At 68.4% G+C, this 25,718-nt stretch carries 22 protein-coding genes; 10 read left to right on the top strand and 12 right to left on the bottom strand.

Translation table 11 applies throughout. From position 1 onward, the window contains the following. From P3H15_RS42355 to P3H15_RS55900, 5 genes are all read right to left on the bottom strand, one after another. Nucleotides 1-250: methyltransferase (locus tag P3H15_RS42355; RefSeq protein ID WP_276142748.1), on the bottom strand; the 250-nt coding region annotated here is incomplete at its 3' end. 172 nt (nt 251-422) lie between these two features. Continuing rightward, complete coding sequence (locus P3H15_RS42350; protein ID WP_276142747.1) at nt 423-1,463, bottom strand: ABC transporter ATP-binding protein; 1,041 nt, start codon at nt 1,461-1,463, stop codon at nt 423-425. Continuing rightward, on the bottom strand, nt 1,460-2,974 hold the full coding sequence (locus P3H15_RS42345) for an iron ABC transporter permease (protein ID WP_276142746.1): 1,515 nt from the start codon (nt 2,972-2,974) through the stop codon (nt 1,460-1,462). Before P3H15_RS42345 ends, P3H15_RS42350 begins: the two co-directional genes overlap by 4 nt. A gap of 71 nt (nt 2,975-3,045) precedes the next feature. Then, on the bottom strand, nt 3,046-4,086 hold the full coding sequence (locus P3H15_RS42340) for an iron ABC transporter substrate-binding protein (RefSeq protein ID WP_276142745.1): 1,041 nt from the start codon (nt 4,084-4,086) through the stop codon (nt 3,046-3,048). Between the two features lie 212 nt (nt 4,087-4,298). After that, entirely contained in the window at nt 4,299-4,388 is a 90-nt protein-coding gene (locus P3H15_RS55900) for a three-helix bundle dimerization domain-containing protein (RefSeq protein ID WP_369426227.1), read from the bottom strand. Nucleotides 4,389-4,724: 336 nt separating this feature from the next. Here P3H15_RS55900 and P3H15_RS42335 point away from each other — a divergent pair, with 336 nt between their 5' ends. Beyond that, complete coding sequence (locus P3H15_RS42335; RefSeq protein ID WP_276142743.1) at nt 4,725-5,189, top strand: hypothetical protein; 465 nt, start codon at nt 4,725-4,727, stop codon at nt 5,187-5,189. Then, nucleotides 5,186-9,757, top strand: a complete 4,572-nt coding sequence (locus tag P3H15_RS42330; protein WP_276142742.1) for a cation-translocating P-type ATPase — start codon at nt 5,186-5,188, stop codon at nt 9,755-9,757. The genes P3H15_RS42335 and P3H15_RS42330 overlap by 4 nt, the downstream gene beginning before the upstream one ends. Nucleotides 9,758-9,772: 15 nt before the next feature. Here P3H15_RS42330 and P3H15_RS42325 read toward each other — a convergent pair whose 3' ends face one another. Beyond that, nucleotides 9,773-9,901 carry an Rv1535 domain-containing protein gene (locus P3H15_RS42325; protein WP_276142741.1) on the bottom strand — a complete coding sequence of 43 codons (129 nt, stop codon included), beginning with the start codon at nt 9,899-9,901 and terminating at the stop codon, nt 9,773-9,775. Between the two features lie 62 nt (nt 9,902-9,963). On the opposite strand from P3H15_RS42325, the gene P3H15_RS42320 reads away from it, so the two are divergent. The 3 genes from P3H15_RS42320 to P3H15_RS42310 all read left to right on the top strand — a co-directional run bounded on the left by P3H15_RS42320 (nt 9,964) and on the right by P3H15_RS42310 (nt 12,598). Next, nucleotides 9,964-10,236 carry a hypothetical protein gene (locus tag P3H15_RS42320; protein ID WP_276142740.1) on the top strand — a complete coding sequence of 91 codons (273 nt, stop codon included), beginning with the start codon at nt 9,964-9,966 and terminating at the stop codon, nt 10,234-10,236. A gap of 227 nt (nt 10,237-10,463) precedes the next feature. Next, the gene (locus tag P3H15_RS42315; protein ID WP_276142739.1) at nt 10,464-10,991 is read left to right on the top strand and encodes a DUF6328 family protein; all 528 of its coding nucleotides are present in this window, start codon (nt 10,464-10,466) and stop codon (nt 10,989-10,991) included. 155 nt (nt 10,992-11,146) lie between these two features. Next, on the top strand, nt 11,147-12,598 hold the full coding sequence (locus tag P3H15_RS42310) for a CYTH and CHAD domain-containing protein (RefSeq protein WP_276142737.1): 1,452 nt from the start codon (nt 11,147-11,149) through the stop codon (nt 12,596-12,598). A gap of 169 nt (nt 12,599-12,767) precedes the next feature. On the opposite strand, the gene P3H15_RS42305 is transcribed toward P3H15_RS42310, so the two are convergent. Further along, nucleotides 12,768-12,941 carry a hypothetical protein gene (locus P3H15_RS42305; protein ID WP_167540941.1) on the bottom strand — a complete coding sequence of 58 codons (174 nt, stop codon included), beginning with the start codon at nt 12,939-12,941 and terminating at the stop codon, nt 12,768-12,770. Nucleotides 12,942-13,084: 143 nt separating this feature from the next. Here P3H15_RS42305 and P3H15_RS42300 point away from each other — a divergent pair, with 143 nt between their 5' ends. Further along, nucleotides 13,085-13,579, top strand: a complete 495-nt coding sequence (locus P3H15_RS42300; protein ID WP_276142751.1) for a serine/threonine protein kinase — start codon at nt 13,085-13,087, stop codon at nt 13,577-13,579. 20 nt (nt 13,580-13,599) lie between these two features. On the opposite strand, the gene P3H15_RS42295 is transcribed toward P3H15_RS42300, so the two are convergent. Further along, on the bottom strand, nt 13,600-13,857 hold the full coding sequence (locus P3H15_RS42295) for a hypothetical protein (protein WP_276142736.1): 258 nt from the start codon (nt 13,855-13,857) through the stop codon (nt 13,600-13,602). A 208-nt stretch (nt 13,858-14,065) separates the two neighbouring features. On the opposite strand from P3H15_RS42295, the gene P3H15_RS42290 reads away from it, so the two are divergent. Further along, entirely contained in the window at nt 14,066-14,326 is a 261-nt protein-coding gene (locus tag P3H15_RS42290; RefSeq protein ID WP_276142735.1) for a three-helix bundle dimerization domain-containing protein, read from the top strand. Between the two features lie 321 nt (nt 14,327-14,647). Here the strand turns inward: P3H15_RS42290 and P3H15_RS42285 are convergent, their stop codons facing one another. Then, nucleotides 14,648-15,562: an undecaprenyl-diphosphate phosphatase gene (locus P3H15_RS42285; protein WP_276142734.1), complete on the bottom strand. Its 915-nt coding sequence runs from the start codon at nt 15,560-15,562 to the stop codon at nt 14,648-14,650. Nucleotides 15,563-15,954: 392 nt separating this feature from the next. Here P3H15_RS42285 and P3H15_RS42280 point away from each other — a divergent pair, with 392 nt between their 5' ends. Continuing rightward, nucleotides 15,955-16,635: an MspA family porin gene (locus tag P3H15_RS42280; protein ID WP_276142733.1), complete on the top strand. Its 681-nt coding sequence runs from the start codon at nt 15,955-15,957 to the stop codon at nt 16,633-16,635. A gap of 1,158 nt (nt 16,636-17,793) precedes the next feature. On the opposite strand, the gene P3H15_RS42275 is transcribed toward P3H15_RS42280, so the two are convergent. Continuing rightward, nucleotides 17,794-19,251 carry a plasmid pRiA4b ORF-3 family protein gene (locus P3H15_RS42275; protein WP_276142732.1) on the bottom strand — a complete coding sequence of 486 codons (1,458 nt, stop codon included), beginning with the start codon at nt 19,249-19,251 and terminating at the stop codon, nt 17,794-17,796. 540 nt (nt 19,252-19,791) lie between these two features. Between P3H15_RS42275 and P3H15_RS42270 the strand changes: the two genes are divergently transcribed. After that, the gene (locus tag P3H15_RS42270) at nt 19,792-21,795 is read left to right on the top strand and encodes a cutinase family protein (protein ID WP_276142731.1); all 2,004 of its coding nucleotides are present in this window, start codon (nt 19,792-19,794) and stop codon (nt 21,793-21,795) included. A gap of 566 nt (nt 21,796-22,361) precedes the next feature. Continuing rightward, the gene (locus P3H15_RS42265; RefSeq protein WP_276142730.1) at nt 22,362-22,715 is read left to right on the top strand and encodes a hypothetical protein; all 354 of its coding nucleotides are present in this window, start codon (nt 22,362-22,364) and stop codon (nt 22,713-22,715) included. 251 nt (nt 22,716-22,966) lie between these two features. Here the strand turns inward: P3H15_RS42265 and tcuA are convergent, their stop codons facing one another. Together tcuA and P3H15_RS42255 are read right to left on the bottom strand one after the other, a co-directional pair. Continuing rightward, the gene (tcuA, locus tag P3H15_RS42260; protein WP_276142729.1) at nt 22,967-24,448 is read right to left on the bottom strand and encodes an FAD-dependent tricarballylate dehydrogenase TcuA; all 1,482 of its coding nucleotides are present in this window, start codon (nt 24,446-24,448) and stop codon (nt 22,967-22,969) included. Between the two features lie 75 nt (nt 24,449-24,523). Continuing rightward, on the bottom strand, nt 24,524-25,693 hold the full coding sequence (locus P3H15_RS42255) for a hydroxylase (protein WP_276142728.1): 1,170 nt from the start codon (nt 25,691-25,693) through the stop codon (nt 24,524-24,526). Between the last annotated feature and the right edge of the window lie 25 nt (nt 25,694-25,718).

Here is a 25,718-nt window from a genome sequence, read left to right as displayed (position 1 = left end):
TGAGGTCACCGCGCACCACTCGCACCGAACGACGGTGCGGCCGGGTATTGATCCACGTAGTCGCCACGGCGCGCCGCGACACGTCCACCGCCGTGACCCGCGCACCTCGCTCGGCAGCGCAGACACTCACAACCCCGGACCCGGCGCACAGATCGAGCACCCGGGAATCGGGCCCGAGAGCCTCCCGTTTCAGCGCCTCGACCACCACCCATGAATCATGCTGCGCGGGGTATACCCCCGGAAGTCGCATTAGCACAGAGCCCCCTTCACCATCCAGACTCCGCTCCAAGTCGTTCCGAGCGCCGAGGAAACTATACAAACACCACCACACGCGCTGGACCACCCACGCCGCGGCATGAACACCGATACCCTTTTGAGCGCATTCCTCGAGGTCGTTCAACCCTGACGCCCAAGGCGAGGATTCACGTGGGGTATGTCACGGCGCGGCCGAGGACGCGGATACCGACGCGGTCGCCGGGGGTGAGGTCGGTGGCGCCGAAGCGGCGCACGGTGACCCGTTCGGGAACCTCACGATCCGCGGTGTCGAGGCGGATGCCGAGCAGCATCTCCGACCCGAGATATTCGATGTCGACGACCGTCCCGGAGACACCGGCACCCTCCGTGGTCACCTCGATCTGCTCCGGCCGCACCATGACTCGGGCGTTCCCGAGGACGCCGCTCGGTGCCACGGCCACGTCGCCGAGGGCGCAGCGTGCCCTGCTGCCCTCGACGTGCGCCGACAGCACGACGGCGTCGCCGATGAACTGCGCGGTGGGGACGTCGATGGGGGTGGAATAGATTTCGCGCGGGGTGCCGATCTGGGCGAGCCGGCCCGCGCGCATCACCGCGACCCGGTCGGCGAACGACAGTGCCTCGGGCTGGTCGTGGGTGACGAGGATGGTGGTGATCGCTGCCTTCGCCAGGACGTCGGCGACGATCCTGCGGGTGTTTGCCCGCAGCCCGGCGTCCAGTGCGGAGAACGGCTCGTCCAGCAGCATGAGTTCGGGTTCCCGGGCCAGCGCCCGCGCGAGCGCCACGCGCTGCTGCTGCCCGCCCGACAGCTGGTCGGGTCGCCGGGCCGCGTAGGACGGGTCGAGCGAGACCATCTCGAGTAGCTCGGCGATCCTCGCCGGGGTGCGGGCCCGGCGGGGGAGCCCGAACCCGACGTTGGCGCCGACCGTGGCGTGCGGGAACAGCGCACCGTCCTGGGCGACGTATCCCACCGACCGGCGGTGCGCGGGCGCCCATCCACCGCCCGCGACGACCCGGCCGGCCAGTGCGATGGTGCCGGCGTCCGGCTTCTCGAAACCCGCGATCAGGCGGAGCAGGGTGGTCTTGCCGCAGCCGGACGGTCCGACGATTGCCGTGGTCGACCCCGACTCGACCGCGAACGTGACCTGTCGGAGGATCGCCGCCCCGCCGAACGACTTGTCGACGCCGTCCACTTCGAGTGCGAATGTCATAGTCCCGCCACCTTTTTCGACTGGGAGAAGAGCACATACGTCATCGGCAGCGACAGCACGATCATGATGAACGCGTACGGTGCGGCACCGGCGTAATCGATTTCGCTGCTGAGCGACCAGAACTGCATGGACAAGGTGCGGGTACCGGTCGGTGCCAGCAGGAGGGTGGCGGTCAGTTCGTTCACGATCCCCAGAAACACCAACGCCCCGCCCGCCGCCGTCGCCGGGGCGGCCAGTCGTAACGTCACCCGGAAGAACGCCGACAGCGGCGAGATACCCAGCGACTGCGCCGCCTCCTCCAGCCCGACGGGCGCCTGCGCGAGCCCGGCCCGCTGATTGATCAGGGCACGCGGCAGGAACAGCAGCGCGTAGGCCGCGATCACGACGGTGACCGTCTGGTAGAGCGGATGCAGGTAGCGGATGGAGACGGTGACCAACGCCAGCGCCACGACGATGCCGGGCAGCGAACTCGAGATGTACGTGCCGCCCTCGAGGAAACGGCTGAATCGTCCGCGGTGGCGGATCGAGATCCAGGCGATCGGGAACGCGAGTACACAGGTCACGACAGCGCCGGCGATGCCGAAGCCGAGGGTCTGGACCAGCGCGGCGGCGACGGTATCCAGTTCCCAGACCGCGCTCCCGCCGATGACGAGCCAGCGTAGGACACTGACCACCGGGACACCGACGGACGCGGCGATCAGCACCCCAAGGAACAGCAGCACGATCGGCGCATACCGCCAGCCGAGTTCGGCGGGGACGGCCCGGCGCGCCGCACCCGACCCGATCCGGGCATACCGGGCGCTGCCACGGACGACCGATTCGATCACCAGCAGGGTCAGGCACAGCAGCACCAGGACACCGGCGAGCATGGTCGCCGCGGCTCCGTTGAACGTCGACTGGTACTGCTCGAAGATCGCCGTCGTGAACGTGTCGAACCGGATGAACACGAACGCCCCGTACTCGGCGAGAAGGTGCAGCGAGACCAGCAGCGCCCCACCGGCGATGGCCAGGCGCAGTTGCGGCACCACGACGCGGAAGAACACCGCCCAAGACCCGGCGCCGAGGGCGCGCGCCGATTCCTCGACGGCCGGATCCAACCGGCGCAGCGTCGCCGCCGTGGGAATGTAGACGAGCGGAAAGTACGACAGGGTCGCGATGAGGACACCGCCGTGCAGCCCGCCGAGGGAGGGAATCGCCGTCACCCACGAATAACTGTTCACGAACGCCGGAACGGCCAGCGGCGCCGCGAGAACCACCGCCCACACCTTCGCCCCGGGCACCCGGGTGCGCTCGACGAGCCAGGCCGCCGTGACACCGACGGCGACGCAGATCGGCACCGTGACCACGACCAGCATCACGGTGTTGGTGAGCAGTTCGCGGACCCGGGGCCGGAACAGCAGCGCCGACGCGGTGTCCCAGCCCGTGTCGATGCTCGCGGCGATCACGTACCCGAGCGGGATGAACGATGCGGCCACCACGATCACCGCGGCAACGGCCAAGGGCAGCGGCATGCCCGGCCGGGCGGACGGACGACGCGTCGTGTCCGCGCCTCCCGACCGCACTCGGCCGATCAGTGCGAGATTCAGAGCAAACCGGCTTCCGTCATCAGTTCGGTAACCTGCGGGCTGTTGAGCTTCGCGGGGTCGACCTGCGGCGCCTGCAGTTCGGCGAGGGGAACGAGCTTCGGGTTCGCCGGCACGCCACTGCCAACCGTGTATTCGAACGACGTCCCGGTCTGCAGAACCTCCTGCCCCTTCTGGCCGGTAACGAACTTCAGGAACTGCTGCGCCGCATCCTGCTTCGTGCTGGACTTCAGGACGCCACCACCGGAGACGCTGACGAACGCACCGGGGTCCTCGTTCTTGAAGTAATGCAGAGCGACGTTGTTGCTGTTCTCACCGGTCTTGGCCTGATCGCCGAACCAGTAGTAGTGATAGATGACGCCGCCCGGGATCTCCCCGGCGTTGACAGCCTTCATCACCGCGCCGTTGCCCTTGTAGGTGCGGACGTTGTCCTTCATCCCGGCCAGCCACTGCCGGGTGGCGTCCTCGCCCTTCAGCTCGAGCAGTGCGCTGACGATGGCCTGAAAGTCGGCGCCCGACGGGGAGGCGGCCCAGCGGTCCTTCCACGCCGGGTCCTGCAGGTCGAGCAGCGACTTCGGCAGCTGGTCCTGGGGCAGCTTGTCCTTGTTGTATGCGAAGACGGTGGAACGGGCCGCGATGCCGGTCCACTTGCCGCTCGACGGCCGGTACTGGCCCGGGACCTGATCGAGGACGTCCTGGTTCACGTCGGCGAACAGCCCGGCGTTCTCGACCAGCGTCATCGCGGGGGAGTTCTCGGTGAGGAACACATCAGCCGGCGACTGGTCCCCCTCGGCCACGAGTTGGTTGCCGAGTTCGGTGTCGCTGCCGTTGCGCAGTTCCACCTCGATGCCGGTCTCCGCGGTGAAGGCGTCGGCCCATTCCTGGGTGAGCGACTCGTGCTGGGCGTTGTAGACGGTGATCTGGTTGGCTCCGCCGGAGTCCGTCCCACCATCCGAACCGGAGTTCGAGCATCCCGACACCGTCAACACCGCGGCGGTGGCCAGTGCCAGCCCCGACATCAGTCCGATCCGCATCCTCATCGATTGTCCGTCCTCTACCGCAGCGGGACCTGTCCCAGCCGTCTCCAGAAAATGATGCTACATACAGGATTGGCAAACCTAACCATCCGGATCTTGGTGGACCGGGGCACAGTCCCCACTCGGTCGGTCGAGAACTTCTGGGACTTCATGACGACCTTGAAGTCCCGCCATTTCACACTGAAGTTCAGATCGCCCCCAGTCACGGTGACAGTTCAGGACACGGGTCGGTCATCGAAGCGTTCGACGAGCAGGGGCACGAAGTCCCGAACCTTTCGGCCGCGGAAACGGTCGTACGCAGACATCACCACGGCGCTCACTTCACCCTTCACCTCCCGGGATGTCCGGGTGTCTGCGGGTCAGCCTCTCGATGACCTGTTCGATGAGCTGGCGTTCCTCGTCGGTGCCGATCACCTTTCCAGCGTCCGCGATCCGTGCCCGGGTGGTCGATATTCAACGGAACGTATGGCGCTGCCCTTCGCTTCACAAAGACACGCCGAAGGGCATGGCATATTCGTCCATCTGATAGGCACTACCTGTTCATTTCCCATTCACCGAGGATTAGGGTTGCGGGTGGGGGTAATCGAGCCCATTGCGCAACTTCGTTGTGGGCGTGCGTTTCGCGAAATCGGGTGAATGTGATGAACATTCTGAAGAGCACTGCGCGGGTTGTCACCGGGGCGGGGGAGGCCGCCACCGCCGCGGTCGGTGCGGTGGGCGGCGCCGCGGTGGGAAGCTTCGGGGGAAGTATCCGAGGCGCCGTCGAGGGCGCCTATGACGGCGCCCAATATGGTCGCCGTTCGACACCGGTGGCGTTGGCGACTTTGGGTGCGGTCGGCGCGGCTGGGTTGGTGGAGTGGCCGATCGTCCTCGCCGCCGGCGGGACGGCGCTGGTGCTGCGCCAGTTCAGGCCCGAGCCCCCCGACCGAACCGTAAAATCAAAACCGGAAACTGTGTCCTCCCCGAGTGGACCGAAAGTCGTGTCGCCCCCGAATGGGCCCACCGCCGCCGCGGTATCTTCTCCGAGTCCCCGTACCAAACGTGCGGCTTCCGGAAAGACTTCCGGGGCAACGCCGTCGACCGTCCCGGCGCAGCCGCACCCGTGAGTGCCGGATGGGTGAAGGACCTCGTGTCCTTCCCCGGCCGGTGCGTACGCACCGGAACGCACGCGGCCGCCGCCGGCGCCGCGGCGGCCCTCGACGCCACCCTGGTCGGTACGGCCACCGCGCTCGGGGTCGGGTCGGTGTTGCTCAAGGCCCCGGTCGCGGTGCCCAGGCCGTCTCCGGGTGCCGTCGCCAGATCCGTTGCCGGCCTGGCCCGGGAGGCCACCGGGGGGACACCGGTACGGCGATTCGGCTCGGGTTCCGGGCGCACCTGGATCGAGGTGCGCGGTCTCGGCGGCCCGCACGGCCCGGCGGTGGCGGAGCGGGCGCTGTCCGCGGTGCGCGCGGTGCCGGGTGTCGAGAGGGCGGAACTGCATCGTCCGTGGTCGCGGCTCGTGGTAACCGTCGGGCCGGACGGTCCCAGCTCGCAGACGCTGTGCCGGGTTGTCGACGAGGCCGAAACCGCAGTGGACACAGCGGCTTCGGGTAGGTGCCCCATCGACCTGCCCGGCGACGACGCGGTCCTGGTCGCCCGGGTGGTCGGCGCCGCGGTATCGACCCTGGGATTGGGTGTCGCGTTGGTGGGGCGATTCCTGCGGCTGCCCCGGCTTCCCGCTGCCCTGGCGTCCGGGGTGATCTCGGTCGACTATCAGCCCCGGCTGCGACGACTCGTGGAAAGTGCGGTGGGCCCCGACGCCACCGACCTGCTGTTCGCGGCCGCGACCGCGACCGCGTACACGGTGACGCTGTCCCCGGATTCGCTGGCCATCGAGGCCGCCAGGCGCGGCGCGCGGGTCGCGGAGGCCTGGTCGGGGCGGAGGGCGTGGCAACGGATCGAGCCGACCCTGGCCGCCGCCGTCGACGGCGAGCCGCGGGCCGGGTGGCGGCCCGACCGCACCACGGGTCCGGTCGAGCGCTATGCCGAGCACGCCGGACTCGCCGGATTGGCGGGTGACGTCGCGATCGGGGCGCTGACCCGCAACCCGGCCGGCATCGGCACCGCCACCCTGGTGTCCGCCCCCAAGGCCACCCGGACGGCGCGGGAGCTGTTCGCCGGCACCCTGGGCCGGGGGCTGGCCGATCGGCACGACGTACTGCCCCTTCGCCCCGAGGCACTGCGCCGCCTGGACCGGGTCGACGCGGTGGTGATCGATCCCCGCGTCCTCTACACCGCGACCCTGACCGTCAGTCGGGTGGCCGGAGTCCCGGACCGCGACCGGACCCGGGTGTGGGAGGCAGGCCGCGCCGCGGTCGATCAGGGCCGGCTCGCCGCGGGGTGGCATCCCGTGACCGCCGTGCCCGGCCTCGCGGACACCACCCCGGACGACGCTTCTGCCGACGATGATGCCCGGGTGCTGGTCAGCCCGGTCCACGACCCGTACGCCTCCGCGATCGTCGCCGAAGCCCGCCGCGCCCAAGCCCAGGTGATCTCGATCGACGACGACGGACTCCGCTCGCTGCGCAACGGATTCGATCGCCTCGACCCGATCACCGGGTCGATCGATGACACCCTGCGCGAAACCGTGGCACACCTCCAGCGAGACGGCGCGGCGGTCGCGGTGGTCACGGCGCAGGCGCCGCAGGCCCTCGCACTGGCCGACGTCGGTATCGGCGTCACCCGCGCGGGTAGCCCACCGCCGTGGGGCGCGCACCTGTGGGCCGCCGAGCTGACCGGGGTGTGGCGCATCCTGCACGCGTTGCCCGCGGCGCGCACGGCCAGCCGCCGCGGTGTGCAGATCAGCGTGCAGGCGTCCGCGCTCGGCACCCTGCTGATGCTGCCCGGTATCCCCGGCAGCGGACCCGAGTCGGTCACCGCCGGTGCGGCCGCCGGACTGTGGATCGGACGCGCGCACGCCCGCGGAGTACTCACCGCGCCCCTGCCCGCACCGCGGCCGGGACACGAGTGGCACTCGCTGCCCACCGAGGAAGTGCGCCGGCTCCTACCCCCACCGGCAGCAGACTCATCGGGGCAGGAACCCCAATCAGTCCCGAGCCGGTCGTGGAGCGCACCGCTCCTCCGAATGATCCAGCCCCTCACGGCGGGGTGGCGCTTTGTCCGCGCGGTGCGCGAGGAGCTGGACGATCCACTGACCCCGGTGCTGGCGACGTGCTCGGTGGCGAGCGCGGTGCTGGGCTCGCCGATCGACGCGGTACTGGTGGGGTCCGTGGTCGTGCTCAACGCCGGCATCTCCGCAACCCAGCGACTGCGGGCGGAAGAGGTTTTGAATCGCCTTCTGGCGGTGCAGGATCCGTTGGCGCGGAAGGTCACCGACCTCGACGGACACCATAGCGACGTCGACGTCACCTATCCCGGGGGCGAGCGTAGTTTCATCGAGGTCACCGCGGACCGGCTCCGGCCGGGCGAGGTGATCGAGGTCCGTCCCGGTGAGGTGGTCCCGGTGGACGGGCGGCTGCTGGGGGCCGCGGGCGTCGAGGTCGACGAGTCGGCGCTGACCGGGGAATCCCTGCCGGTCGTCAAACAGACCGACCCCACACCCGGTGCGCCGTTGGCCGAGCGCACCTGCATGCTCTACGCCGGCACCACGGTGCTGGCCGGAGCCGCCGTGTCCCTGGTGACCGCGACCGGTCGCGGCACCGAGACCCGGCGCGCCACCGCCCTCGCACCGGCGAAGGTGCGGGAGGTGGGCCTGAATGCACAGCTGAGCCGGCTGACCCGGCGGGCGATGCCGGTCAGCTTCGGCGGCGGCGCCGTCGTGACCGGGCTCGGTCTGCTCCGTGGTGTCGGGGTCCGGTCCGCGGTGACCAGCGGTGTCGCGGTCATCGTGGCGGCGATTCCCGAAGGCCTGCCGCTGGTGGCCACCCTCGCGCAGATGTCCGCCGCCCGCCGGCTCACCACATCCTCGGCGCTGGTCCGCGTCCCACGGTCGGTCGAGGCGCTCGGGCGGGTGGACGTGGTCTGTTTCGACAAGACCGGCACCCTCAGCGAGAACCGGCTACGTGTGTCCGCCGTGGAACCGGCACCCGGCTGTTCCCGGCAACAGGTGCTGTCCTTCGCCGCGCGGACCGGGTGGTCGTCGAACGGCGGACCACCCGATCACGCCACCGACGTCGCCATCGTCGACGCCGCCCACACCGAATCCGCCGAGGAGGACCGCACGCGACGGGCCGCGTACCTACCGTTCCGCTCGGGCCGCTCCTACGCCGCCGCGATGTCCGACACTCATCTGGCGGTGAAGGGCGCACCGGAGGTGATGCTCGAGGCGTTCGGCGACGCCGACTCCGCGCTCGAGGAGCGGGTGCAGTCGATGGCGGCGGCCGGGCTGCGGGTGATCGCCGTCGGAGAGCGCGAGCTCACTCCAACCGAAGCGGCTGGGGCCACCGACGATCCCGCGGTGCTCGAAAAGCTGTCCGCGGGGAAGCTGCACCCGGTGGGTCTCCTCGGACTGTCCGACACTCCCCGCGCCGACGCCGCCGGCCTGCTTCCCGCGCTGCTGGACCAGGACGTCGGTGTCCGGCTGATCACCGGGGATCACCCGGTCACCGCCGTCGCGATCGCCGGCGAGTTGGGCATGCCCGTCACCGAGGATCAGGTGATCAGCGGCACCGACTGGGACACGCTGCCACACCGCGAGCAGGAGCGGGCCGTGCAGGACCGCCGGGTGTTCGCCCGCATGTCCCCCGAACACAAGGTGCAGATCGTGCAGACCCTGGAGCGGATCGGCCGGGTGTGCGCCATGGTCGGTGACGGCGCCAACGACGCCGCCGCCATCCGCGCGGCCAGCGTCGGCATCGGCGTGGCCTCGCACGGCAGCGCTCCCGCCCGCGGCGCCGCCGACGTCGTCCTCCTCGACGGCAAGGTCGGGGCGCTGCTCGACGCACTCGACGAGGGTCGCCAACTGTGGCGACGGGTGCAGGCCGCGGTCGCGGTCCTCGTCGGCGGCAACGCCGGCGAGGTCGCGTTCGCGCTGATCGGCAGCGTGCTCACCGGGCGCTCACCGTTGAACGCGCGCCAATTGTTGTTGGTGAACATGCTGACCGACGCGCTTCCCGCCGCGGCCCTGGCGGTCAGCGCAACGAACCACAACGGGGTCGCTGTCACCCACGGGCCGGACGAGGCGGCCCTGCTGCGCACCGTCGCCTTCCGCGGCGCCACCACCGCCGCCGGTGCCACCGCAGCGTGGGCCATGGCCAGCGTGACGGGCGGTCCCCGGCGGGCCGCCACCGTTGCCCTGGTCGCACTGATCGGAACGCAGCTCGGACAGATTCTGCTGGACTCCCGCAGCCCGCTGGTCGTCACCACCTCGGTCGGCTCGATCGCCGTCATGGTGGCGTTGATCAGCACCCCGGGAGTGAGCCAGTTCCTCGGCTGCGTGCCCCTCGGCCCGCTCGGCTGGGCCCAAGGGTTCGGATCCGCCGCCGCGGCGACCGCGGCCGCCGCGATCGCCCCCGACCTACTCACCCGCACACCCGGGATCAGCCAGACGATCCGCGAACTACTCCACACCGCCGGCAACTACGACCGCACCCTGTCCTACCCGGCCAGTGCCGTCGACGTCCTCGCGAGCCGGAAGAATGGAGCCACTCCACAACCACTGGCACCGAGGCAGTAGGCGGCCGATGGAAATTCAGTCGATGATCTCCACCACACCCACCCGCGCCAGCAGCGCGTACAGCTCCCGCAACGGCGGCGTGAACACCCGCGCCACCACGGACACCACCGGATCTCCACCCACATCGACCGCAGAATTCGCCACGCTGCCACCCTGCGCACCCGAAACGAACCCCCGGTAAACCCCACACAGTGCGGAGGCAAGCAATGACCGACAAGTCAGCCACCACCCGGTCACACCGGGACACCGTCGAACGTGTCCGGCACGCCGACAGCTTCGCCGTGAAGCTGCCGATCGTCGGGAGCGTCGGCATCCCCCGACCCGAGCACCTCGCGTTCTACGCCGCCCTCGGCGCCCTCGCGGCACTCGAGATCATCGAATGGCCCGTCGCCGTGATCATCGCCGCCGGGCACGTCATGGCCGCCGAGAAACACCACCGCGCCCTGCACGAGATCGGCGATGCCCTGGAATCGGCCTAACACTGCAGGAGGGGTTGGGCGCGCCGACGAGGGCGGCGCAATCACCATCGGGGCGGCGGCTCAACGAACGCCGTCCCCATCGCGGGCCTACCGGACCTCCACCGGGTTCGCCGATACCCAGCCCCCGGCGAATTCCGCGGCCCCGTGGTGGCAGCACCCGCGCCATCGCCACCGCCATTCACACTGGCCAGTCGTGAGCGTGCCCGAAAAGCGGGTACTTGGTGGGGATGGACAGCACAGATGACCGGGACGACGCCGCTTGGAATCGCCAGGTTCGGCACGAAACCGAAACCCAGCGACTCGACCGCAACTGGAGCAATCTGCTGTCGGAGCTACGGGTGGTGCAGACCGGCGTCCAGCTGCTGACCGGATTCCTGCTGACCCTGCCGTTCCAGCAACGTTTCCAGGATTTGTCCGACACACAGGAGGTGATTTACCTCGTCACCGTCACCTGCTCGGTCACCGCCACGATGATGCTGGTCGCACCAGTGGGATTACACCGACTGCTGTTCCGCCAGCATGCCCTTCCCACCCTCGTCGCGACCGGACAGCGACTGGCGATCGGCGGCATCACCGTGTTGGGCTTCGCCCTCGTCGGTGTCGTCCTGCTGATCTTCAGCTTCGTTGTCAACATGCTCGCCGGGGTGATCGCGGCAGCAGTGGCCCTGCTGATGTTCTTCGGTTTCTGGATCCTGCCGGCACTGGTCGGCCGCCGCTCCACCGACAACGCCCCGACACCACACGAGACGACGTGAGCCACGACGTTCGCCCCCTCTCGAGTGGACATATCGCGTCCGCCTGATGAAAGGCACAACGATGCGCCTGTGTCGGTACCACCGGGCGAGTCCGTCCGAGCGCCTTGCCCCGCGATTGCCACTGGTGGTCTTGCTGTGGGGTGCAGACTGGACTCATGGTGTCCTCGCAGCGAGAGCGCGCCGTCAAATACAATCTGGGCCTCGATGTCCTGCTGCCGGATCTCGGTGGTCTGATCCCGGCCGGGGGACGCATCGAGACCGGCGAGGCGAACCCGTCGGCGGTCTATTACGACACCGCCGACCGCGACCTGCTCCGGCACCACATCACGCTGGCTCATCACACCGACGGCACCGACACCGGATGGCACTTGACGGTCCCCGCCGACAAGGCCCGCACCGACATCCGGACGCCTTCCGCCGACAGGGATGCGGTCCCCGACGAGTTGACCACCCTGGTGACCGGGATCGCACTGGGCGAACCCCTCCACCGGGTGGCAACGTTGTCCACCACTCGGCGCACCCACCGCCTCCTCGACCGCGACGAGCACCTCCTCGCGGAGATCGCCGACGACCTGGTGCACGCCACCGTCGCCGGAGACGCCGCCCTGGTCAGCGAATGGCGGGAAATCGACATCATGCTGGGCGACGAGGGGAAGAAGCCGCTGCTCACCACGGTCGGCACACGGCTCACCCGGGCCGGTGCCTCGCCCTCGACGCACACATCGACGCTCGACCACGCGTTCGCCGGCGATCACACCCCCACGGGCGTCGACTTCGATTCCCCGGCGCAGGAGGCACTCACCGTGTACCTCGACACCCAGGTCCAGGCGATCGTGGCCGGCGACGTGTGGCTGCGCCGCGGGCTGGACCCGATCCATTCCACCCGGGTGGGGATCCGACGGTTCCGCAGCACCCTGCGCGTATTCAAGAAACTCTTCGATGCCGAGACCGCAACTCACCTCGGCGCCGAATTGTCCTGGTACGCGGGGATACTCGGCGAGGTTCGGGACCGGCAGGTGCAACGGACACGGTTCGCCACCGCGGTCGCGGGCCTGCCGACCGAGCTGGTGATGGGGCCGGTCGCCGCCCGCATCGAAACTGATTTGCTCGCCGAGCAACACCGTTACCGCGGCCACGCGATGGACGCCCTCGGCAGTGACCGCTACCGGGACCTGATCGCCGCGGTGGGCCGGTGGCGCACCGCCCCACCCTGGGCTGCCGCCGCCACCGATTCTGCGGTGACGAAGGCGACCCGCAAGGCCGGGCGGAAAGCGAACAAGAGGCTGACCGCCGCGGTCGCCGACCCCGACGACGCGGCGCTCCATCGGGCGCGCAAGGCCGCCAAGCGGGCCCGCTACGCGGCCGAACTCGCCGTCCCGATCCTCGGGAAGAAGAAGGCGAAAAAGACGACCAAGAAATACAAGAAGATCCAGAAGATTCTCGGCGAGCACCAGGACAGCGTCGTGGCTGCGCAGACCCTCCGCACGCTCGGCGCCCGCGCCGGAGCCACGCCGGGCGAGAACGGATTCGCATTCGGGCTGCTGTACGCACTCGAACAACAGGCCGCCCAGCGGGCGCGGGCGGACGCCGCTCGTCTCGCTCACTGACCCCGCCCCGGAAGAGGCGGCCTTCTTGGGGTGTCAACCAGTCGGCGTGGGCGCGGTCTACCCCAGCCGCCCGACCAAGACGACACTAACGAGTACCGGCGACACAAGGCCGGCGGTCGGGCACCGGGGTGGACGCCACCTCTGGCAGCACGCCGTCAGCCCCTGTAGCTCAGTTGGTCCCTGCTCGCCGGGTCGACCCGGCGGGTCTGCGGGACGCCCGTCGCGGAGTCACGCGTTCTCCGGTGAGGGCCTCCACCACTCCGGCCATATCGTCCGAGGACAGGTCACCGTTCGACACGACCCCGCCGCCCTCATCTGATGCTTCCTCGCTGAACTTCTTCATCGGATACCACCTCCTCCTCGAATCCTTTTGACAGGACAAACTATACAGCTGGAGGGCGGGGCGGGGCTCGACCAGGAGCGCCGTGAACCGCCGCGATACCCGGCAACCGAGTGTGTTTGCGGCCGCCGTGGTGGTCGGGCAACATCGGGTTCGTGCGCAGACTCCGCTGGCCCGCGACCGCACCACCGGCGTGTGGCGGTGTCCAGGTGCACGGCCGCCGACTCCTGTCCGCGGACGCCCACCTGACCTTGGATTTGTTGCGGATCGTGGCGTATCCGTCCGGTCTCGCGGTGCACCTGACGCTGACCGCAACCGGCCAGCGGGCCGAACAAGCGCGGCATGAAACCCGCCCGCTCACCAACCCAGCGGACCCGTCGGCGCAATGGTCGTATCTGGATGTGTGGGCCGGAACGGACGAACTTGCCGTCGCCGACCCATTCCTGCACCGCCCCGATCGGCAGGAGTCGGCAGCGGGGACATGCCGGTACCGGACCCAGCCGATGTACTGGCTGCCGGCATCGCCACCGGTATCGATGGTGGCGCTGACCGCCGAGTGGCCACAGATCGGCCTCCCCGCGAGCGTGAGCACTGTGGCACTGTTCCCAGCCGAACGCTCCTCAACACCCCGCCGCGGGTGAGGTCCCGATGAAACCTCGGGTCAGTTCCGTTCGACGCCCCGGAGCTCCGGATAGCGTGCGGTGAGCCGGGCGACCAGGTGGTGAGCCTCGGAAAGTCGCGCACGCAGGGTGTCCTCCTCCGGCCGTACGCGCGCACCCGGCCGGTCCAGGGCTCCGGGACGGCGTGCGTCGGCTTCGGTCTCCGCGATGCGGGCGGCCAGGACGTCGATCTCGGTGTTGAGCAGGTCCATGAAGACCTGCGCCTGGGCGATATCGGGGTTGTGCTTGATCGGTGTCATCCGGTGACCTCCTGCTCGGCGCGACAGGATTCATGCCGCGGGATTCACACGAGACGGCAGCGCTGCGGCCTGGCGAAGATCGTGCAGCCCGCCGGTCGACCCGTCAACCCGACGACCCAGACACTCGGCGGTGCCGGAGCCCGCGTTCCACCCTGAAGACCGTGAGAAAACAGCCCGACGCGGAATGTGCGGGAGGACAATTCTGGTCATGGACGTCACCGAAAAGCAGCATCTCGACGCGGTGCGCGCACAGCTGGTCCGCCGGTACCAGTTTGTCGATCCGGACCTGGTCGGCGAGATGGTCGACACCGCTCATCACCGGTTCGACGGATGCCGGATCCGGGACTTCGTCCCCCTGCTGGTCGAACGAGCCGCCATCAGGTCCCTCGACACCGCCCTGGCCGCTGCCGCGACAGCACCCGCCACCGTGCCCGCGGCGGTTCCGGCTGAGCACCACAACATGCTCTAGGTGGCTCCGGTCGGCGGTCACGAGGGGCGCACCGCGGCACCGATCAGCCGATACGTCGCCACCGCGACCAGACCGACGAGGCACCGGTGCGCCCCGCGGCAAGCAGCAGCGCCACCACGGCCCGCGTGGATTCGATCGGTTCGCAGTCTGTCTGCACCGACGGCGACCGTGACCGGGCCGGTGACCGACTCGGCGCGGTACACGTCGATCCAGAGGTCCCGTTCTTCGTATCCGGACGATCTCGTCGAACAAGTGCCCCTGGGCGATCATCGCGACGATGGACCCCACAGGGCCTGGTTTCCCCCACAGGGCCTGGTTTCGTCAGGCGAATCGGATGATCGACAGGACCCCGGCGACCAGGCAGTAGACGGCGAACGGGGTCAATGTCCTGGTTGTGAAGTAACGGGTGAGGAACTTCACCGACAGGTATGCCGCGACACCGGCGACGAGGGCCCCGACCAAGATCTGCCCGTGCATGCCGTCGCCCTGCGGACCGACCAGGGTGGGCAGTTTGAGAACACCGGCCGCCAGGATGACCGGGGTGGCCAGCAGGAAGGCGAACTTGGCGGCGTCCTCATGGCTCAGGCCCCGGAGCAGGCCACCGACCATCGTCACGCCCGACCGGCTGATCCCGGCCAGGAGGGCCAGACTCTGGATCACCCCGATGCCCGCCGCTTCCCGATAGTTCAGGGCCGCCAGGGCGCGCTCGGGCGGTTCGTCCGACACCGCGTGCGGGGGTGCCCCGACCGCGGCCGGCTCGACCGCCCCGGCGGCCCGCCGGCGAAGGACCTCACCGGCCGCGAGGACGACCCCGTTGACCGTCAGAAAGATGGCGGCAGCAAGCGGGGTGGCGAACAAGGTGCGCAAAGGGTGTTCGAGGAGCAGGCCCAGGATCCCGACCGGGATGGTGGCCACGATGATCAGCCAGGCCAGCCGCTCGGTGGAGGTCTCGATGCGGCGGGTGCGCACGGTGGTGACGAACGCGCCGATGATCGCCACCCAGTCGCGGGCGTAGAAGATCAGCAGTGCGACGGCGGTCGCGACGTGCAGGGCAACGATGAAGGCGAGGAACGGGGTACCCGAGTCGGAGTCGCCCTCGGTGACCAGGGCCTCCCACGAGCCGCCGAGCCACGCGGGCAGCAGGACCGAGTGGCCCAAGCTCGAGATCGGGAACAGCTCGGTCACGCCCTGGAGCGCGCCGAGGACGATCGACTGGGGATAGGTCAGTGCAGACACCCGGACAGCATGGCCGCTGCGGTGACCATCGGCAACCCGGACGGCCCCCATCCGCGAATTCGACGGAGCCTGTTCTAAGGATGCAGCACAAGGGGTTTCGATGAACCCACAGAGATAGCGTGCCGACGGTACGCGATGGTCGTTGAGAATTCGCTGAGAGCGCGAAACGGACCAAATAGTTTGCGTGACAATGGGTTTCGGTGTCCGTTTGCGGATTGTTATGTTCGTGGCGGTCAGGCACTCGACGCCGTCCGTTCATCGTGTGTTACCCGCGGGCCGTAACGCTGTCGCGGGATCGGAATACCGGTCCTGGCCCACGCCAGCCTCCCCGACGGTTCCGCTCGGATGCGCCCCCGGCGCATGCGGGCGATCGTCCTCACGAGAGACACGACATGAACCAGGACAGCACCACATCCCGGCTGCGCCGGATCCTTTCCCCCGCCCGGACCGCCACCCTCCTCGGCCTGGCCGCCATCACCCTCGGGCTCGGCACCGGAACCGCGAACGCCGCGGTGATCCCGATCGCCGACTCCTCCGCCACCAAGACCACCGTGCTCGGCACGAACCTCGAGGTCGTGCAGTCCGGGCAGTGGATCAACAACGTGATCCCGCTCAACGGCACCCCGTTCGACAAGGACGTCTTCTTCGGCGGCAACACCGCCGTCAAATCCAGCGGCGGTGCCCCGATCACCGCCGGCACCCTCGACGTCGGTGTCGAGGTCGGCTACCTGCTCGACGTCTCCAACGGCCTCTCGCTCGGCGGCAAGGTCGGCATCACACCCCAGGAGGGCCTCGGCCTCCCGGTCGGTGGCCTGCCCACCCTGACGATGTCGGTGCAGACCCCGCTCGAGGGCAACTGGGTGGTCCCGATCCGCCCCGGGCAGATCGTGGCCGTCTCCCTCGACAAGAAGACGATGACGACCGGCAACGGCAACGTCAACCTCGACAACATCCACTTCCAGATCAACGGCGCCGCCGGTCCGGTCTCCCTGCGGACCTACTCGCAGTGGACCGCCTCCACCAAGGAAACCGACGACTCCTTCGCCGCCTACGGACCCCCGATCACCCTCTAGAAAGGCCTCGGCCGGCGATCCCGTTCCCCCGAGCCGCCGACCCGGCCCGGTCCCACCCCACCCACCGAACACCACAGGAGAATTCTCATGCTGCTCGACGTCCTGCACTTCGTCGTCAAGACCCCCACCACCAGCCTTCTCGATGCCATCATCCAGTCCATCCAGTGGTTCACCGGGTCCTCCACCCAGACCGTCTGATACCCCGCGGTTCGGCGCTCATCCTCCACTCAACTGAATGCGGCCGCGTCCCTCATCCGCGGCGCTCCTGTTCCCCACCTCCCGTCCACAGGGAGGTGGGGAACAGCAGCGCCCGGGCACACCGTCGTCGTCTTCGTTCCTCTCCGGCCCCCGTATCCCTGATCAGCTCGGGCGGATGCTTCGGAGTGGACAGGTTGGTGCGGCCGGATGCGCCAAGCGACCTGGCTGGTCTCGAATTGGCCGACTGTCTCGGCGCGCTATATGCCAGCGGCGGGAATGCTCGTCACAGCCGACGAGGCGGTCGTCGCCGACCGTATCGTCTACTGGGTCGAACCCTTCGACAGGCAGCAGTAGCTACGGTGAAGATCATCCGACCAGTTCACCCTGCCCGTGGCAGTCGACGATCAGCGGCACCGACAAGGCCGCCCAACCCCGAGTGGGTCGAGTGCGGCAACGGTCGGCATCGCGTTCGAGCCGCGGCCATCGAAGTCGTCCACGGTGCACAGGACTCCCGACCACAGAAATCAGAAGGCGGCTGCACAGGACGGAAGCTTCAATGAAGCCGTGCAGTCCACTCCTGAAACTGACAGCCGAACTGTGATTCCCAGCGGTATTTGGCACGGTTTTGCCGACCGCTATTTGGCACGATCCGGTTGGTTGCTGCTCAGGTGAGGTTGCAGTAGACGTTCCGTTTCCAAGTGCACCTCACCCGCCGGTGGTAGATGCCGACGACGAACTCGCCAGTTGATCGCCGTGCCAGTTGATCGCTGTGGAGACCCGGGCCAAGGGCGATCCGCAGCCGTCGAGCGTAAGACGAACCCCCGAGCACATGCCGTAGCCGCGGACACGGGAAACTTGACACCGACGACCTGGGGAAACGTCCTCGGGTTCGGGGTATCTCGCGAACCATCGTTTCCATGCCATAGAACCGGGGGCGGTTGAGTCCGAGGGGTGCTCGGGTCAGCGGTCGGGGCCGATCACGGCGAGGGCGGTGGCGGCGACGGCGGGATCCGTGCCGGTGATCTTGCCGCGTGTCTTCCCGGCGAGGAGCTCGAGGACGTCGAGCGTGGGGCTGTCGACGGCGACGCGGTCGGGGGACGGACTGCCCTGGACGCGCCAGCCGAGGCCGAGCAGCAGGTTTCGGATCTCGCGGGTCCATTCCTCGGCCGGGGTGCCGCTGGCGACGACGGCGAGGGCCAGCCAGCCCGCCTGGCGGTCGAACTCGGTTCTGCTCACCGGTAGTCGGGACAGGATGTGCCGCCACAGCGCCAGTGGCTGGTTACCGCTGCGGCGGGCGAGCGCGGTCGGCGCCAGCCGGCCCTTGCGCACACTCACCAGGCCGAGCACTCGCGCGCTGTCGCGGAGCTGCGCGACCGGCCACGTGAGGTCCTCGCGGTTCGCCTTGCCGATCCACCAACCGGTGACGCCGGTCCGCTCGGCGAGCTGCTCGACCAGCGCCGGCGGAAGGTAGCCGGCGCTCGTCAGCCGCACCCCGTCACCGATCACGTCGAGCAGGACGGTGTACGGCTCGATCAGGCGTGCGGCATCGGCCTCGGTCACCTCGACCGCGGTGTGTGACGCCGACCGTTCCAGCAGCTGCGTGAGTGCCCGGTTGCCGCCCCGCTCCAGTTGCTCACACAGCGCGGCCAGTTCCCCGGCCACCCGGAGCGGCGCGGCCACCGCCGCCGCGAGAGCGGTGTTGGCCTCGTCGACGTCGAACCGGTCGGGGTGCCAGTCGAGCGGCAGCCAGTCGCGGGCGTGGCCGGCGTCCTCGAACGGGGCCGGGACGGACCCCGGGTCGCACCCGCCGCGCACCCATGCCGCCAGCTCCGTGTACCCCCAGATCCCGCCGCAATCCTCGGGTGGGCAGGCCATCCGGCCACCGGTGCAGCGCGCCTCGGTGGGCGGCTGGTCGAGGACCGCCTCCACCGCGAGCACGTGGTCCCAGTCGTCGCCGAAGTCGTACTGGTACCACAGGCGGTCACCGGTGCCGGTCAGCACCTGATCGAGCCGGACGCCGTCTTCGAGCACGCCGTCCTCGCCCTCCTCGACGTCGAACGGTGTGACGAAGTACGGCGACCGGGGATCGCTGCCCGTGCGGAACCGGTGCAGGTGGCCGTCGAGCCACCCCATCGCGGCCTGGATCACCAGGTGCAGCCGGTCGAGGGGGAGGTCGCCGGGCAGCTCGAGCCGCCGCCACACCGGGGGCTTGGCGCCGGCCAGGTCGAGCCGGACCCGAAAGCCGCGGATGCGGGTCGGGGCATCACCGACCGTGGGCTCGGGGGTTCGCCGCGCATTCTCGATCAACGCCATCGAATGATCCGCCCCGATCGCGGCCAGGAATGTCTGTTGCTGCTGCGGGGACAACTCGGCCATGAGCTGCTCGGCGAGCCGTCGTACGTCGTCTGAGGTCGGCACGACACCAGTCAACCATCGACCGGGAACGGCCGTGCCCAGCCGATCCACGAATCAGGGCACCGAGGTGCTCGGCGTGCAGGGTCGCCCGTGTTGCCGCCACCTCGCCCGATCGGCACCGTGCCAAATAGCGCCGGCAAAACGTGCCAGACAGCGCTGGGAGTCACATGCCTGAGGGTGTTAGCCGCCAGCCGAGTTGGACCTTCAGAGAGGCGCTCTGGTGGCCGAGAACTGGCCTCAATGCGTGTCGGCGGTCGGGTCGGCGCCAACCAGCGGAGATGGCCCCGGCCAAAAGCGTGCCAGATCCCGCGAATGGTCGAGGACGGAACACCGAGAACGGAGATCGCTGCCGTCCGTAGAAAACCGGAGCAGTTCGGTACCCGGCCGAGGTCATGGCCGGCGACCGCAAGACCCCGACTGCTGGATGCCGACGGCCATAGCCGACACGCCCGACCGCGTGCGGGGGTCGTCGCTGGCAGGAGGGCTGCTATCCGAGACTGAATCCGGAAGAGCAGTGGTGGCAGCGCGATAGGAGTCCGGACGATGGCACGGTCGGCGAGGGGTCGGCTCGCGGCGGTCACCACCATCACCGCCGTGCTGTGCGGGACCGCCCTCATCTGTGCGCCCGCGATCGCGCACGCCGACCCGGTCGGCTGCGCGTCGACGTTCAACCTGCTCATCCCCGGCACCTGGGAGACCGACGAGAACGCCGACCCGAACCGGCCGGTGGGGATGCTGGCGCCGATCGCGGAGGCGATCGAGGCGAAGAACGGTGCCCGCGCACAGACATACACGCTGCCGTACATGGCGCGCGCGTTCGACAACGGCCACACCTACGCCGACAGCAAACTCGACGCGGTCGACAAGGCCACCACGGTGCTGAAGTCCTACGCCGACAAGTGCCGGGGCGCGAAGTTCTCGATCACCGGGTACTCCCAGGGTGCGGACGCGGCAGGCGATCTCGCGTCGGCGATCGGCAACGCTCGCGGACCGGTCGAGGCGGATCGGGTCCTCGGGGTGGCCTTGCTCGCCGACCCGGGTGCCGGCACGCCGGGCACTGCGACGGTCGGCCCGACGACGTCGGGGGAGGGCATCGCCGGTCCCCGGTCACAGGGCATGGGAACCCTGTCGGGGCGGGTGGCCTCGATCTGCGATCCGAACGACCTGTACTGCTCGATCCGCAAGGGCGCGAACCCGTTCCTCGGATCCCTCGGGTCGATCCTGTCGAAGACCCCCAGCACCACCAACACCAGCGGTGGTTCCGGTGCCGGTGGGGGTGACGCGGCGGTCGCCACCGCGCTGACCTCAAATTTCAGTGGCGCCGACCTGCCCGGTCTCGGATCCACTGTCGACGCGCTCGGAAAACAACTGTCGGGCAACGACACCGGCGGGACGGTGGACGTGCACCAGGTCGCCGACGCTGCGACCTCACTATCCAAGACGCTCAGCCCACTCGTCGATTTGCTGCAGTCCGGCGCCGCGAACACCGCCGCCACCACCACCCTGGCCGCAGCACCGGTGGGCACACCGGAACACGCGGCCGCCCAGGTCCTCACCACCGCCGGTCACGCGGACCTGACCGGTGCACTCGACTCGGTGGCCACGATCGCGAACACCGCAGCCGCGCTCGCGAACAACGGCACCACCACCCTGCCCGCCACCGCCCCCGAGATCTCTCCACTCGCGGACACCGCCGCAACGCTCGGCAGCCAGATCGCGCCCGTCGCCGCCACCCCGGCAGATGCCCTCTCGACAGCGTCGAGCGTGTTGTCGGTGCTCAAACCGACAGTCGTCGTCGACCAGGCCCTGAACGTCGTCACCGGGGTCACCGCCCTCGATATCCCGGCGATCCTGCACAACCTGACCGTGCTCCCGCAGAAGATCGCCGCCGGCGATGTCCGCGGCGCCCGAGATGCCGCCCGGGAACTGAACGTGCAATTCGCACCGGTGGTGAAGATGGCCGCCGGTGTCGACTTGAAGTGGATCTCGCAGATCCTCGCGATCATCCCGGACCCGACGGGGTACACCCAGATCGCGGCGCTGGTCACAGGCATTCTCGGCAACGTCGACGTGATCAAGCTGGCCAACATCGCCGGCCAGGCCCAGGAAATCGCGTGGGCCGCCGCGGACAAACTCTTCCCTCCGCCCGGGGTGCTCCCCGACCCGGTGGGTGCTGCCGCGCAGACCACGGCGTTGCTCCCACTCGGCCTCGAACTCGCCTCGGTGGCCGCGAACATGCTCACCGGCACAGCCGGCAAGACCGACCCAGAGCTCCTGGGGAAACAGGTCAACCCGGTCGGGAATGCGATCACCACCCAGGCGCAGACCCTCGACCTGAAAGGACTCGCCGGATCGGTGTCGACGATGGCGCGCTCGCAGGGCGCCGAGGACCTCGCCGCGGTCGTCGGTGAGGGCCTGAACGCGGCCAGCTTCCTCGCCTCCGGCGCACACCAGAGCTACCAGCACCTGGTAGTCGACAACGCCGGCCGCAACGCCATCCAATGGGTCTCGGATTGGCTGAACCTGCAGATCACCCGCGCCGCCTGACGATCCCGACCGCGCGCGTATAGCGTCTCACGCCGCGCTTCCCAATCTCACAGCGAACTGCACTCGGACTTCACGGAACTGAGACCTGGCAGGCCAGAGCGGTTGCCGTGTCGAGGAAAAACACGACTCGGCCAAGGAAATGAGGGACTACGTGAGACAACGACGAGGTGAAGGCCTTGTGAGACAACATGAACGCAGCAGTCATGGCGTTCGAAGATGAAATTCAGCCCGAGACCCTACAGCGCGCGGCGTCGTCCCCGCCCGAACAGGAGCACCGAAAAATTGGCCCCTCACGCCCACCGCCCCTCCTGCTGGGTGACCTGCCCGCACTGCGATAAACGCACCTACTTCACCCGCAGGGATGCCCGCGCCGCCCGCACCCACCACGAAAGGCGCCGCGGCCTGTCGATCTACCCCTGCCCACACCAAGACCAGGACAGTGACGGCTTCCACGTCGGGCTCCGGCCAATCGGGTTGGGCCGCGGGAGTATCGACCGCGGCACCCTCGCCGAGAACCAGCGAGGAACACAAACACTGCCCGAAGCCAGGTTCACAGTGCGGGGTACGTGGTGACCCTGATAAACGCCACGGGATCACCGACCACCCCGATCCCACTCGCCCCCGGTGACCGGATCCGCTTCGGTATCGAACCCCGCCGCCCCTACACCGTCCGCGCACTCTCGGAGAACTTCGTCGTCTGCACCCGCCACCGCGACTTCGCAACCCAAGGTGAATTCGTCTACACGGTCATCGACTGGCGCAGCGGAATCCGCGGCCCGGTCACCGTGATCGGACACAGCATGGATGTGAGCACCGATCAGCAGTGCCGCGACCTCCTCGACGATCTCGAAGCCGGTCGGTGGGAAATCAGCCACCGCAACCGTGTCCCGCTCGACATCCTCGACCGGGGTGAAGCATGAGAGACCCCACGCCCCGAGGTGCCTTCTCGCGGCACGGATGCTGCTCATCGCACCCGCGGTGGTCCTGCTGTGACCGGAGGCCATCCTGCGCTCGTTCGACCATCCGCCACTACCGATTCCACAGACATAGAGTGGGCATCAACCTGCTCGCCTCTCCGCCCTACCTACCCGACGGCGGCCACGATGTCACGATGGCACCGAGACCTCAGCACAAGGAAACCGAACGCCGATCTCCGTGGGCTGAGTGTGATCTACCTCAGCGTGGTAAGCGCGGAGTGGTAGCCGGCGATCCGGCCGAACACCGATCCGTTGGTCAGTCCAGACCCACCGGGGTAGTTGAAGTAGAAGATGCCACCGACCAGCTCGCCGGCTGCGTAGAGACCCGGCATCGGGTTCATGTCGGTGTCGAGTACCTGGGCGTTTTTGTTGATCCGCAGGCCACCGAAGGTGAACGTGATTCCGCAGGTGACCTGGTACGCCTCGAACGGACCTTCGTCGAGGGTGTTGGCCCAGTTGGTCTTGTTCACCGGTAGGCCATTGGTGGAGCGACCGTCCTTGACGTTCGGGTTGAACTCGGTGTTCGTGTCGACCGCGGCGTTGTAGGCCTGGACCTCAGCGAGGAAGCCGGCGGGATCGACGCCCTCGAGCTTCTCGGCGATTGCTTCGAGTGTGGGTGCGGTGACCTTGGTGACCTCGCGGATCCGGTACTCGTCACGGAGCAGGTGAGTGACCTTCTGGTCGAAGATCTGCCAGGCGAACTGGTTGGGTTGCTCGAGGATCCGGCGTCCGTACTTGGCGTAGGTGTAGTTGCGGAAGTCGGCGCCTTCGTCGACGAAGCGCTGGCCGTGGGCGTTGACGAGAATGCCGAACGGGTAGCTGTGTTTCTGGAAACCGTCGCCGACGGCGAGGTCGCCGAACTCGGGGGCGTTGCGTTCCCAGCCGACGGCGTGGCAACCCGACCAGTTGCCTGTCGGGCTGGCACCGATGTCGAGGGCCATCTTGTGGCCGTCGCCGGTGTTGAACATGGTGCCGCGGACCTTGGCCAGGTCCCACGAGGGGCCGAGGTAGCGGGTGCGCCATTCTGTGTTGGCCTGGAATCCGCCGCTGGCGAGGATGACCGCGTCGGCCTCTTCGTTGCGGGTCACGCCGTCCTGGGTGAGGGTCACGCCGGTGATGCCCTCGTCGCCGTGGATGAGCGAGACGACGCGGGCGCCGTACTCGATCTTGATGCCCTCGCGATCGGCGGCTTTGGTGAGGTACTCGACCAGTCCGGGTCCGCCGCCGTTGACTTCGACGGTCAGTCCGCCCCAGAACTTGAACTTTCCATCCACCTTGAATGCCTGGCGTCCGTAGATCGGCATGAACTTCACACCCTGGTCCTTCATCCAGGACAGGGTCGGGTAGCTCTGGTCGACGAGGATGCCGGCGAGGTCGGGGTCTGTGCGGTACTCGGTGACCCGCGCGAGGTCGTCGAGGAAATTCTCGGTGGTGTAGGAGCCGAAGTCGGTGTTGGCGACGTCCTCGTCGGTCAGGTCGGGCATCAGTTCGCGCAGGTCGTCGACGCCGTTGTAGGCGACGCGCATGGCGCCGGCGGTGAAGGCGGTGTTGCCGCCGCGGCGGGTCTTGTCGGCGCGTTCGAGAACGAGGACCTCCGCGCCTCGTTCGCGTGCGGCCAACGCTGCGCAGAGTGCCGCATTTCCGGCTCCGACGACGATCACCCGGCGTGTAGACATGGATCAACCTCTCGATGAAACAGTTGGGGAAGATTGGTGTTGCGAAAATGTGATTCGAAGATCGAATACTGATGTTCAGTAGCGGGCGGTCGGCGGCAATTCGTGCCCGAACAGATTGAGCCCGTACTGGACATACGTTGGGGCTGTCGTATTCATCATGTGATTCATCGCTGCGTGGGCGTCCCGCCACATCCTCTGGATGGGGTGCGAGGTGTGCAGTGCCGCACCACCGGTGTTGACGAACAGACGGTCCGCGGCCTGCACTGCACGGGCACTGGCGTTCACTTGGTTGCGGCGCACCTCGATCCGGAGATCCTTCGAGATCGTCTCGCCCTGTGCAGCGAGGTCGTAGACGCGGTCGATGTCCCAGAGAAAGTGCTGGATGGACGCCTGAATGTCGGCGGCGGCCTCGCCGAGCACGGCGAGACTGTTCGGGTCTTGGCTGGTGCTCCCCGACAGCCGCGACACCCGCTGGCGGCTGTGATCGATGTACGCCTGCAGCACGCCCTGGCAGATCGCCAGTGTGCCCGCGGTGATCGCGCCGGAGAACATGGTCTGCCGGGGGATCGAATACAGCGGGTTGTCCAGGCCGATGGCCCGAGCGGCGGTACCGGCGATGATCTCCTCCTGGTCGATGACGCGGTGCGCCGGCACGAAGGTGTCTCGGACGATCAGGTCCTTGGATCCGGTGCCGCGCAGTCCCATGACGTCCCAGGAGTCGGGGACGATCTCGTAATCGCCTCGGGGAAGGCAGAAATGACGAGTGCCTGCTCCGTCGGGCTTGCCCTCGGCGTCGAGGACCAAGCCGCCGATCATCACCCACTGGCACTGATCGGTGCCGGATGAGAACGACCACCGTCCGTTGAAGATGTATCCGCCGTCGACCGGCTTGGCCCGGCCCATCGGCGCGTACGGCGAGGCCACCCAGGTGTCCTCGTTTTCACCCCACACCTCCTCTTGAAGTTGCGGGTCCGTCTGCGCCAGCTCGTGTGCGTGTACCCCGACGACACCGGCTACCCAGCCGGTGGACGAGCATCGACTGCCCAGTTCGATCAGTGTCTCGAAGAAGTCGCGGGGGTGACACTCGTATCCGCCGTATCGCTTGGGCTGGAGCATGCGCATCACTCCGATGGCGCGTAGCTGTGCCGCGACTTCGTCGGTGATCTGTCCCGCTGCCTCGTTTTCGGCGGCGTGGTCGCGCCAGAAGTCGGACAGTTCCAGCACGCGGGCCTTTACCTCGAACATCAGTTGCCTTTCGTTGAATCTGTCG

Origin of the sequence: Rhodococcus sp. T2V (assembly GCF_029269925.1) — a bacterium.
Taxonomy (GTDB): Bacteria; Actinomycetota; Actinomycetes; order Mycobacteriales; family Mycobacteriaceae; genus Rhodococcus_F; species Rhodococcus_F koreensis.
Note: the sequence above shows the minus strand (reverse complement) of the source record. Positions and strands in the feature narration are given on the sequence as shown.

Coding starts and splice junctions, on each gene's coding strand:
- P3H15_RS42315 (WP_276142739.1), top strand. CDS start 10,464: ATGGACAGCACAGATGACCGGGACGACGCCGCTTGGAATCGCCAGGTT.
- P3H15_RS42340 (WP_276142745.1), bottom strand. CDS start 4,086: ATGAGGATGCGGATCGGACTGATGTCGGGGCTGGCACTGGCCACCGCC.
- P3H15_RS42345 (WP_276142746.1), bottom strand. CDS start 2,974: ATGCCGCTGCCCTTGGCCGTTGCCGCGGTGATCGTGGTGGCCGCATCG.
- P3H15_RS42270 (WP_276142731.1), top strand. CDS start 19,792: ATGGCACGGTCGGCGAGGGGTCGGCTCGCGGCGGTCACCACCATCACC.
- P3H15_RS42350 (WP_276142747.1), bottom strand. CDS start 1,463: ATGACATTCGCACTCGAAGTGGACGGCGTCGACAAGTCGTTCGGCGGG.
- P3H15_RS42335 (WP_276142743.1), top strand. CDS start 4,725: ATGAACATTCTGAAGAGCACTGCGCGGGTTGTCACCGGGGCGGGGGAG.
- P3H15_RS55900 (WP_369426227.1), bottom strand. CDS start 4,388: ATGTCTGCGTACGACCGTTTCCGCGGCCGAAAGGTTCGGGACTTCGTG.
- P3H15_RS42255 (WP_276142728.1), bottom strand. CDS start 25,693: ATGTTCGAGGTAAAGGCCCGCGTGCTGGAACTGTCCGACTTCTGGCGC.
- P3H15_RS42320 (WP_276142740.1), top strand. CDS start 9,964: ATGACCGACAAGTCAGCCACCACCCGGTCACACCGGGACACCGTCGAA.
- P3H15_RS42280 (WP_276142733.1), top strand. CDS start 15,955: ATGAACCAGGACAGCACCACATCCCGGCTGCGCCGGATCCTTTCCCCC.
- P3H15_RS42305 (WP_167540941.1), bottom strand. CDS start 12,941: ATGAAGAAGTTCAGCGAGGAAGCATCAGATGAGGGCGGCGGGGTCGTG.
- P3H15_RS42295 (WP_276142736.1), bottom strand. CDS start 13,857: ATGACACCGATCAAGCACAACCCCGATATCGCCCAGGCGCAGGTCTTC.
- P3H15_RS42310 (WP_276142737.1), top strand. CDS start 11,147: ATGGTGTCCTCGCAGCGAGAGCGCGCCGTCAAATACAATCTGGGCCTC.
- tcuA (WP_276142729.1), bottom strand. CDS start 24,448: ATGTCTACACGCCGGGTGATCGTCGTCGGAGCCGGAAATGCGGCACTC.
- P3H15_RS42290 (WP_276142735.1), top strand. CDS start 14,066: ATGGACGTCACCGAAAAGCAGCATCTCGACGCGGTGCGCGCACAGCTG.